The organism is Streptomyces sp. NPDC005799 (genome assembly GCF_040630525.1).
Lineage (GTDB): Bacteria > Actinomycetota > Actinomycetes > Streptomycetales > Streptomycetaceae > Streptomyces > Streptomyces griseorubiginosus_B.
Map to the genome: position 1 here is coordinate 1 of NZ_JBEXXQ010000010.1, position 10,050 is coordinate 10,050.

General features: G+C 71.2%; 10 protein-coding genes. 9 read left to right on the forward strand and 1 reads right to left on the reverse strand.

Annotation, left to right across the window (positions count from 1 at the left end):
* Nucleotides 1-150: 150 nt before the first annotated feature.
* The gene (locus tag ABZ453_RS11885; RefSeq protein WP_359014084.1) at nucleotides 151-1,395 is read right to left on the reverse strand and encodes a YncE family protein; all 1,245 of its coding nucleotides are present in this window, start codon (nucleotides 1,393-1,395) and stop codon (nucleotides 151-153) included.
* A gap of 182 nt (nucleotides 1,396-1,577) precedes the next feature.
* On the opposite strand from ABZ453_RS11885, the gene ABZ453_RS11890 reads away from it, so the two are divergent.
* The 9 genes from ABZ453_RS11890 to hypA all read left to right on the forward strand — a co-directional run bounded on the left by ABZ453_RS11890 (nucleotide 1,578) and on the right by hypA (nucleotide 9,980).
* A complete protein-coding gene (locus ABZ453_RS11890) occupies nucleotides 1,578-2,240 on the forward strand; it encodes a TetR/AcrR family transcriptional regulator (protein WP_359014086.1) in 663 nt (220 codons plus the stop codon).
* A gap of 1,314 nt (nucleotides 2,241-3,554) precedes the next feature.
* A complete protein-coding gene (locus ABZ453_RS11895) occupies nucleotides 3,555-5,087 on the forward strand; it encodes a hypothetical protein (protein ID WP_359014088.1) in 1,533 nt (510 codons plus the stop codon).
* Between the two features lies 1 nt (nucleotide 5,088).
* The gene (locus tag ABZ453_RS11900; RefSeq protein ID WP_359014090.1) at nucleotides 5,089-6,177 is read left to right on the forward strand and encodes a hydrogenase expression protein HypE; all 1,089 of its coding nucleotides are present in this window, start codon (nucleotides 5,089-5,091) and stop codon (nucleotides 6,175-6,177) included.
* Between the two features lie 64 nt (nucleotides 6,178-6,241).
* Nucleotides 6,242-8,035, forward strand: coding sequence for a nickel-dependent hydrogenase large subunit (locus tag ABZ453_RS11905; protein ID WP_356949371.1), 1,794 nt, complete (start codon nucleotides 6,242-6,244; stop codon nucleotides 8,033-8,035).
* The gene (locus tag ABZ453_RS11910) at nucleotides 8,028-8,579 is read left to right on the forward strand and encodes a NifU family protein (RefSeq protein ID WP_359014092.1); all 552 of its coding nucleotides are present in this window, start codon (nucleotides 8,028-8,030) and stop codon (nucleotides 8,577-8,579) included. The genes ABZ453_RS11905 and ABZ453_RS11910 overlap by 8 nt, the downstream gene beginning before the upstream one ends.
* On the forward strand, nucleotides 8,576-9,172 hold the full coding sequence (locus ABZ453_RS11915; RefSeq protein WP_359014094.1) for a DUF5947 family protein: 597 nt from the start codon (nucleotides 8,576-8,578) through the stop codon (nucleotides 9,170-9,172). Before ABZ453_RS11910 ends, ABZ453_RS11915 begins: the two co-directional genes overlap by 4 nt.
* A 41-nt stretch (nucleotides 9,173-9,213) precedes the next feature.
* On the forward strand, nucleotides 9,214-9,420 hold the full coding sequence (locus ABZ453_RS11920) for a hypothetical protein (protein WP_359014096.1): 207 nt from the start codon (nucleotides 9,214-9,216) through the stop codon (nucleotides 9,418-9,420).
* 19 nt (nucleotides 9,421-9,439) lie between these two features.
* Nucleotides 9,440-9,625, forward strand: a complete 186-nt coding sequence (locus ABZ453_RS11925; protein WP_359014098.1) for a hypothetical protein — start codon at nucleotides 9,440-9,442, stop codon at nucleotides 9,623-9,625.
* Between the two features lie 7 nt (nucleotides 9,626-9,632).
* A complete protein-coding gene (gene hypA, locus ABZ453_RS11930; protein WP_359014100.1) occupies nucleotides 9,633-9,980 on the forward strand; it encodes a hydrogenase maturation nickel metallochaperone HypA in 348 nt (115 codons plus the stop codon).
* Nucleotides 9,981-10,050: the final 70 nt, after the last annotated feature.

The window sequence follows — 10,050 nt, forward strand, 5'->3', positions numbered from 1 at the left end:
GGGGGGGGGGGGGGGGCGGGCGGGGCGGGGGCCGCCCCCCCCGCCGCGCACCCCCCCGCCCCCCCCCCCCGTGTCGGGGGGGGGGGTGGGGGTGCGCCCGGCCACCCGCCCGGCCCCGGACCTCGTCGGTCCGGCGCCGTCACCCGGGGGTCAGCTCGTCGGGCCGGTCCAGTCGGCCAGGACATGGCCCAGCCGCACCCGCTGAGGGTGGTCGCCGACCGGCACGGACAGCACCTTCTGGCCCGTGGTGAAGTCGATCGCGGTGATCTGGTCGGCGCCGCTCTCGGAGATGACGCAGTCCTTGCCGTCACCGCTCACGGTCGCCCAGTACGGGGTCGACGCCGTGACGAGCGGGCCTTCCTGGAGGGTGGCCCGGTCGACGACGGTGGCGTAGTTGTCCATCGTCCCGGCGACGCACAGCTTGGTGCCGTCGGGGCTCATCGAGATGCCGTGGTGGCGCGAGTCCAGCAGCCACGTGGTGCGGTCGGTGCTGGTCGCCGGGTTCGACGGCAGCGTCTTCACCCGGGTGATCTTGTCGGTGGCGATGTCGTACTCCAGGAAGCCGTTGAAGAACGACACCTGGAAGTACATCTTCGACCAGTCCGGCGTGAACGCGGCCGGTCGCACCGCGTCGGAGAAGTCCTTCAGTCCGATCGCGTCGAGGCGGTCACGCATGTCGATCGTCTTGACCGTCTTGTAGGTGGTGGCGTCGACGACGGTGATGTGCCGGTCGCCCTTCGTCCAGTCCCAGGCCGGGTCGTCGAGGGAGGTGGTGACCTCGCCGATCGCCATGTTCCAGATGTACTTGCCGCCGTTGGTGAAGACGTTCTCGTGCGGCTTGTCACCGGTGGCGAACTCGCCGAGTTCCTTGCCGGTGTTGATGTCCAGCACCTGCACCTTGTTGGCGGTGGAGGCGGACACCGCCACCCGGGTGCCGTCGGGGGAGACGGCCATGTGGTCGGCGCGGTAACCGGCCACCGGAAAACGCCAGTTGATCTTGTCGGTGGCGAGGTCGATGGAGACGACGTCGGCGAAGCTGGGCCGGGAGACGACCACGGACTTGCCATCCGGCGTGGAGTACATGTCGTCGACGTACTGGTCGTGGCCCTGCCCGACCTCGTTGCGGATGGCCGTGTAGTAGATCCACTTGATGGGGTCGGCGTTGATCTCGGCGATGCGCTGCGCCTTGTCGGGAACGACGTTGATCTCCCCGACCTTGGCGAAGTCGCCGGAGGACTTGAGGACGGTCGCGGTGCCGTCCCAGTTGTTCCCCACGAACAGCACCTCGCGCAGCGCGGCGGCGGAATCCGCGGTGGCGGCGGTCGCGGGGGCGGCGACGGTCAGGACGAGGGCGGCGGCTACGGAGCAAAGGTGCCTGGATCTGAAGGCAGGCATGAGTGCTCTCTCCTCTGTGGACGGGGCGTGGGCGTGATGCGGGCATGCCAATGGAATGGACGGTGGAATCTGAAAAGCAGCGCGTTCAGACTCTTACTTACTGGAAAGTAAGGAGCGGGCACCCTTCTCCACAAGACTGCGTACACGACAAAATCGAGGGATCACGTAACGAGGGAGGCTCAGTGGCGGGCAGGCTCAGGGCGCCGACCGGGCGATACGGCGGCAAGACCGCCGAACAGCGGCAGGCCGAGCGGCACAGGAGGTTCCTGGACGCCGCGCTCGAACTCTTCGGTGCCGACCCCGGATACCGGGCCACCACCGTCGCGGCGCTCAGCGAGGCCGCGGGGCTGTCGACCCGTCAGTTCTACGAGGAGTTCCGCACCCTCGAGGATGTGCTCGCGGCGCTGCATCTGCAGGTCAACGACTGGGCGGAGGAGGCCGTGCTGGCCGCGTTCGCCGAGGCGGAGGGCCGGCCGATCGCCGAGCGGGCCACCGCCATCTTCCGGGCCTACGCGGCGAACGTCACCGGCGATCCGCGCCGGATCCGCATCACCTTCGTCGAGATCATCGGCGTCAGTCCGCGGCTGGAGGAGCAGCGCCTGGCCCGCCGTTCCCGCTGGGTCGACCTCATCTGCGCCGAGGCGGAGGCGGCGGCCGCGCGTGGGGAGGCGGCCCGACGCGACTACCGCATCGCCGCGACCGCCTTCATCGGCAGCGTCAACGGCCTGCTTCACGACTGGAGCGCGGGCTGGGTGAAGGCGACGCTGGACGAGGTGGTCGACGAACTGGTCCGCCAGCTACTGGGGATACTCCAGCCCCCAGGCTGGAAGCCACCGGATGCTTGAGGGGTGGGCCACCGGCAAGGCGGTGACGCCGACTGTGCGAGGGCTGGGTGCCTGCGGGGCGGTGAGGTCGGCTGGTTGCGGGGTGCGGTGCCTGTGAGGCGGTGAGGTCGGCTGGTTGCGGGGTGCGGTGCCGCGAAGCTGTGCCGACTGTGAGGTCGGTCGGGCCTCTGACGTCGGTCGGGCCTCTCTGCCCAGCGTGGTCATCCGAACCAGCCGCTGCCCCAACGCTCGCCGCCCTTGAGGCCGATGCCCCACGCTGCCGCAGATCGGCCCACGGCCCTCCCCTGGAGATGCCCGGGAGGAGCGTGTCGTCCCGTGCCGTCCTCCGCCCAGCTGCCGCCTCCCAGGGACTGCCGATGCCCCGGGCCCTCCGTCCCGGCCTTCGTCGCCCATGCCCACTGTCAGGTCCTCCGGCCCAGCCGTCGGCCCACGGCCCTTGCCGCCCCTCGGGCGCCCCACCCTTCGTCGTCGATCGGCAGAAGACACTCCCGTCGTGACGGCGGTCAGGGCCTGGGCCCGTCGCGCGCAGTCCGGCCAGGCTCTCCGCCCCCGTCACCGCGCCCACGCCCGCCGTTGCGGCCGTTGCCCCCAGATCTGCCACCTTCGAGCCCTCCGCCCGACTGTCGTCCCCCGGGCTGGCGTCCTGGGCCCACCGGCCCGTCCACCGCTCCAGCCCAGCCGTCCCAGGCCTGCTGTCTCCAGGCCTTCGCTCCGGCCGTGGCCGCCAGACCTGCCGCCTGCGAGCCCGCCGCCCGCCCGTCCTTCCCGGGCCGCCGCCCCGGGCCCACCGGCCCGGTCGCCGCTCCAGCCCAGCCGTCCCAGGCCTGCCGTCGCGACACCTGTCATCTCCGAGCCCTCCGCCCGCCCGTCGTCTTCCGGGCCGCCGCTCTGGGCCCACCGGCCCGGCCACCGCTCCAGCCCAGCCGTCCCAGGCCTGCTGTCTCCAGGCCTTCGCTCCGGCCGTGGCCGCCAGACCTGCCGCCTCCGAGCCCGCCGCCCGCCCGTCCTTCCCGGGCCGCCGCCCCGGGCCCACCGGGCCGGCCACCGCTCCAGCCCAGCCGTCCCAGGCGGTCCCGCCAGCCCGCCGTCGCTCCAGGTCGGCCGATCTCAGGGCTGGTCCCGGTCCCGCCGCCCTCGTCCGAACGCGCTCCCGTCTTCCCTTCGGGGCCCGGCCGGCTGGCGGCCCTGACAACCCGGTCACGCCGCGTGGTCCCTCCAACGGCTCAACAACGCCGTGCCGCAGCAGGCGGAGGTGGGTGAGCGGTGTGACCTTGGTGGGAGGCATGGGACTGCACATGGAATCGAGGAGGCGCGATGGCGGACGGATCGGTCGTGGGCGGCATGGCGGCGTCCGCTGTCCCGACGAGCCCCACGGATCCCTCTCCCGATCGGTCCCTGGAGGCCTTTGAGCAACTGGGCGCCGTGGCCGACGCCGTTCTCTACGAGGGCTACCTGCTGTATCCGTACAGGCGGTCGTCGGCCAAGAACCGCGTCCGGTGGCAGTTCGGGGTGCTGTTCCCCAGGGACTGGGTGGAGCGGGACGGCCCCGTCGTCCCCGGCGTGTCCGGCTCCGCCGACTCCTGGTACCAGCAGACCGAGTGCCTGCTGAGGATCCGCCGGCCCGACGCGCTGCTGAGGGTGCGCCTTCGGTACCTGCAGATGCAGCGCAAGCAGGTGGAGGCGGCCGACGCCGAGGGTGGACACCGCGCCGTCGAGTCGCTGCCCGCCGATGACGGCACGGTGCACCTGACCTTCGACGAGGCGGTGCCGTGCGAGGCGGACATCGTCATTCCGATGGACGACCTCCTCGACGCCGAACACACCGTTGCGACGGGAGCCGCGGACGGTCTCGACATCGAGGCACTGCCGAGGGACGCCGGGCGGGTGGTCCGCCGTCGCGAGGAGCTGCGGGCGAGCACCACCGTCAGTGCCGAGCGGCTGGGGCACGACCTCTGCCGCCTCCGCGTCCGCACCGTCAACTCCGGCCCCGCGCCTGATCCACGGGCGTCACGCGACGAGGCACTGCGCCGCGCGCTCATCGCCGCCCACACCCTCATCGGCGGTGACGGCGTCGAGTTCGCCTCGCTGATCGATCCGCCCGAGGACCTGCGCCCTCACGCGGACGCATGCCGCAACGAATTCGTCTTCCCCGTCCTCGGCGGCGAACCGGCAGGCGAGACCCCCGCCGGCGCGGGCGCCGTCGGGCACGTCCTGCTGGCCTCGCCGATCATCCTTCCCGACCACCCCCAGGTGGCCCCGGAGAGCCCCGGCGACCTGCACGACGCGGGCGAGATCGACGAGATCCTCACCCTGCGCACGATGTTGCTGACCGACGAGGAGAAGCGCGAGGCACGCGCCACCGATCCGCGGGCCGCCGCGATCCTCGACCGGGTCGACACCATGCCCCGCGAGGTCTTCGAACGGCTGCACGGCGCCATCCGCTCCCTGTCCCCGGTCACCCCACCGACCCCGTCCACCCCGCCCGCCGGACGTGCCGCCTGGTGGCAGGAGGGCGCCGACGACGGTCTCTCCCCGTCCACCGACACCGTGCTCGTCGACGGCGTACCCCTGGGCGGCGGCAGCCGCGTCCGGCTTCGCCCGCGACGCCGGGGCGCCGACGCGCAGGACATGTTCCTGGACGGGCGGAGTGCCGAGGTGGCCGCGGTCTTCCACGACGTGGACGGCAGCGTGCACCTCGCCGTCACCCTCGACGACGATCCCGCGGCCGAACTGCACAGCTGGTACGGCCGATTCCACTACTTCCGGCCCGACGAACTCCAACCGCTCGAACCATCGACCCACGTGAGCCCGACCGACTCCGACACCCCCCGCAGCGGAGGCCGTTGACATGACAACCCACAGCAGCACCACCGAGGTCAGCGGCGAACCCGACCGCGCCGAGGACCGACAGGGCTTCGACGAGATCCACATCCTCTGGATCTCCGAGGGCATGAGCTGCGACGGCGACACCGTCTCCCTGACGGCCGCCGACCAGCCCTCCATCGAGGACCTCGTGCTCGGCCTGATCCCGGGCCTGCCGAAGGTGAACCTGGTCAACAAGGTGCTCTCCCCGAGCCTGGGCGGCGAGGACTTCCTCGCCCCCTACCGGGCGGCCGCACGCGGCGAACTGGCCCCGTTCATCCTCGTCATCGAGGGTTCCATCCCCAACCAGAACATCATCAAGGGCGACGGCTTCTGGACGTCCTTCGGCAACGACCCCGAGACCGGCCAGCCGCAGACCCTGAACTGGTGGATCGACCAACTCGCCCCCAAGGCCTGGGCGGTGGTGGCCGCCGGCACCTGTGCCACCTTCGGCGGCATCCACGCGATGGCCGGCAACCCGACCGGCTGCATGGGCCTCGCGGACTACCTGGGCTGGGATTTCAGGTCCCAGGGCGGCCTGCCCGTGGTGAACGTACCCGGCTGCCCGATCCAGCCCGAGAACTTCATGGAGACCCTGATCTGGGTCCTGTACCACGCCGCCGGATCCGCCCCGCCGCCCCCGCTGGACCACATGCTGCGTCCGCAGTGGCTGTTCGGCAAGACGGTCCACGAGGGCTGTGACCGCGGCTCGTACTACGAGCAGGGCACCTTCGCCAAGGACTACAACTCACCCAAGTGCCTGGTGAAGACAGGCTGTTGGGGGCCGGTCGTCAACTGCAACGTCCCCAAGCGCGGCTGGATGGCCGGCATCGGCGGCTGTCCGAACGTCGGCGGCATCTGCATCGGCTGCACGATGCCCGGCTTCCCCGACGCGTTCATGCCGTTCATGGACGAGCCGCCCGGCGGAACCCTGTCCTCCATGATCGTCAAACCGTACGGCGCCGTCATCCGCCGGCTGCGCGGCTTCACCAACGAGCTGGTGAACCACGAACCCAGATGGCGCCACAACAAGCGGAAGCTGACCAGCGGTTACGACCCCTACTGGCGGCCCTGACACCGCGCGAGACCCACCCCACCACGGACCGACGCAGCACCGACAGCAAGGGGCAGTAACAGCGATGACCACAACCGAGTCCCGGCCCACGGGACGCAAGCCGCCGCAGCTCGTGGACATGTCCTGGGACCCGATCACCCGCATCATCGGCAACCTGGGCATCTACACGAAGATCGACTTCGCCAACCGGGAAGTCGTGGAGTGCCACAGCACCTCGTCGCTGTTCCGCGGCTACTCGGTGTTCATGAAGGGCAAGGACCCGCGCGACGCGGGCTTCATCACCTCGCGCATCTGCGGTATCTGCGGCGACAACCACACCACCTGCTCCGACTACGCGCAGCAGATGGCCTACGGGGTCAAGCCGCCGAGGCTCGCCGAGCACATCGTCAACCTCGGCGAGGCGGCCGAGTACATGTTCGACCACACGATCTTCCAGGACAACCTGGTGTTCGTGGACTTCTGCGAGGCCATGGTCAAGGCCACCAACCCCGGAGTGCTGGCCCGCGCCGAGCGCACCGACGCGCCCCGCGGCGACATCCACGGCTACCGGACCATCGCCGACATCATGAAGGCCTTCAACCCCTTCGAGGGCGAGGTCTACAAGGAGGCCCTGAAGGTCAGCCGGGTCACCCGCGAGATGTTCTGCCTGATGGAGGGGCGGCACGTCCACCCGTCCACGCTGTACCCCGGGGGCGTCGGCACCCTGCCGCAGCCGACCGTCTTCACCGACTACCTCAGCCGCCTCATGCGGGTCATCGACTTCGTCAAGAAGGCCGTCGCCATGAACGACGACGTCTTCGACTTCTTCTACGAGGCGCTGCCCGGCTACGAGCAGGTCGGCAACCGCCGTATCTTGCTGGGCTGTTGGGGAGCCTTCCAGGACCCCGACGTCGTCGACTACCGCTACGAGAACATGAATGCCTGGGGCAAGGCGATGTACGTGACCCCCGGCATCGTCGTCGACGGGCAGCTGGTCACCAACAACCTCGTCGACATCAACCTCGGACTGCGCATCATGCTGGGCAGCTCCTACTACGAGGACTGGGTGAACGAGCAGCCCTTCGTGACCCACGACCCGCTCGGCAACCCGGTCGACATGCGCCACCCCTGGAACCAGACCACCGTGCCGGTGCCGCAGAAGCGCGACTTCGCCGACAAGTACAGCTGGGTGATGAGCCCGCGCTGGTACGACCGCCGCACCGGTGACCACCTCGCCCTGGACACCGGCGGCGGCCCGCTCGCCCGGCTCTGGTCGACCGCGCTCAGCGGCCTCGTCGACACCCCGTACGTCAAGGCCACCGGCAACAGCGTGCGCATCTCGCTGCCCAAGGGCGAGTCGCTGCCGGAGACGACCCTGGAGTGGCGCATCCCGAAGTGGAGCAACACCATCGAACGGGACCGCGCCCGACCGTACTTCGTCGCCTACGCCGCCGCCATGGCCCTGCAGTTCCTGGAAGAGGCCATGGGCCTGGTCCGCGCCGGCGACACCAAGGTGTTCGAGAACTTCGAGGTGCCCGACGAGGCCATCGGCTGCGGCTTCCACGAGGCGGTGCGCGGTGTCCTCTCCCACCACCTGGTGATCAAGGACAAGAAGATCGCCAACTACCACCCGTACCCGCCCACCCCGTGGAACGCCAGCCCCCGCGACAAGTTCGGCACCCCCGGCCCGTACGAGGACGCCGTCCAGGGCCAGCCCATCTTCGAGGAGAACGGGCCCGACGACTTCAAGGGCGTCGACATCATGCGCACCGTGCGCAGCTTCGACCCCTGTCTGCCGTGCGGGGTGCACATGTACGTCGGCAAGGGCAAGACGCTGACCACCCTGCACTCGCCGACCTACGGCGCGAACCATGGCTGAGGCCGGGGCCGTGGAACGGCTCGCCGACCCGGCGGTGGAGTCCCGGCTCGCCCGCCTCGACCAGCTGCTGGAAGGGCTCGAGTCCGCCCCGGGCCCGGCCACCCGCTCCGCGATCGAGGCGGTGCGGCTGCTCACCGAGGTCTACGGCGAGGCGCTGGCCCGGGTCATGGACCACGCGGACGCGCAGCTGTCCGAACGCCTGGCCGACGACGAGTTGCTGGGCCACCTCCTGGTGCTGCACGAAATCCACCCGGAGTCCGTCGAGCGCCGGGCGGCCCGCGCGGTCGAGCGGCTGCGGCCCGCCGTCCAAGAACGCGGCGGCGACGTTGAGTGGGCCGGCGTGGACGGGGAGGTGGGCCGCGTGCGGCTGACGACGGGCGGCTGCGGCTCCGGGTGCGGCGGCGGCACGAGCGACGTGACCGCCGCGGTGCAGGAGGCGGTGCTCGCCGTGGCTCCGGAGCTGACGGCGGTGGAACCGGTGCCGGCCACGGCGCCCGCCGCCTTCGTACCGCTGACCACGCTCACCCACCGGGGCTCACCGTGACCACGGACGGCGCCCTGGCCCGCCTCATCCGCTCCTCCGCCGACCGCACGGCGGAGCCCGAGGCGGAGCGGTGCGACCTGTGCGCCGCGCCGGTCGCCGACGAGCACCCGCACCTCTATGACACCGCGGACGACCAGGTGTGCTGCGCCTGCGGCCCCTGCTCGGTGCTGTTCGCCGACGGTGGTGGCGGGGACGGACGCTACCGGCTCGTCCCCCGCAGGCGGATCCGCCTGCCCCGGGTGGACACTGATGTCCTGGGCGTGCCGGTCGGCCTGGTCTTCTTCGTGCCCCGGTCCGACGGCACGGTCACCGCCGAGGGCCCGAGCCCGGCCGGAGCCATGCGCTGGGAGGTCGACGCCGAGGCCTGGCAGCGGCTGGCCGCGGAGAGTCCGCGGCTCGCGTCCATGGAACCCGACGTGGAGGCACTGCTCGTGAACACCGTCCACGGCAACGACCACCACTGGATCGTCCCCGTCGACGACTGCTACCGGATGGTCGCCGTCGTACGCCGCGAATGGCGGGGCCTGTCCGGCGGCGGCCGGATCTGGCCCGCCGTCGACCGGTTCTTCGAGGACCTCACCGAGCGGTCATGAGCCCGCACTCCGCTGCGCGGAGGCGAGGAAGGAGAGCACCCATGGGCAGCATCAGAGTCGGCCGAGCCCAGGCCAAGCCCGACTCGACCGGGCATGTGCCCGGCATGCACCAGGGCAACGTCGGGCCGTACGACGACCAGACCGGGCATCACGAGGACGGCACCGCCGACGCGCGCCGCTCCACCGGGATCCATTGGAAACGGCACGACGCCCTGCTGGACGTCATGCCGAACATCCCGCCGGGATGAGGAACAGCAGGGAGCCGGAATGAAGGTGCAACGAAGTGGGAGCGCACAGGACGGGACGTCGGGACGGCGGTTGCTGATGGCCGAGGCCGTCCTGGCCGGCGCGGTGGCCCTGGCGGTGTTCGTCCGGGAGTTCCCGAGTCTGCGGCGCGAGATGCGGATCTACCGGATGGCCGGCGGCCTGCGCGCGGGCCAACGGTATCCGTGAGCCTGCCGTGCATGAACTGTCGATCGCGACCGCGATCATCGAGCGGGCCGACGAACTGGCCCGGGCGGACGGGACGGACACCGTCGCGGCGGTGACCGTACGGGTCGGCGAGCTGTCGGGAGTCGTCCCCGACGCGCTCGACTTCGCCTTCGAGGTGGCCCGCGACGGCACGGCCCTCGCCGCGGCCCGGCTCGTGGTCGAGCAGGTTCCGGCGCAGGCCTACTGCGGTCCGTGCGCCGAGGAGTTCCCGGTGGGCATGCCCCCGTTCTTCTGGTGCCCGCGCTGTGACGGCCCCTCCACCGAGCTGCGCAGCGGCCGGGAACTGGAGATCACCGGGATCGAGGCCCGGAGCTGACAGGAGCGGGGCCCCCCCCCCCCCCCCATAGGCCGGGCGGGCCCCCGCGCCTGCCCCGGGAGCAGGTGCG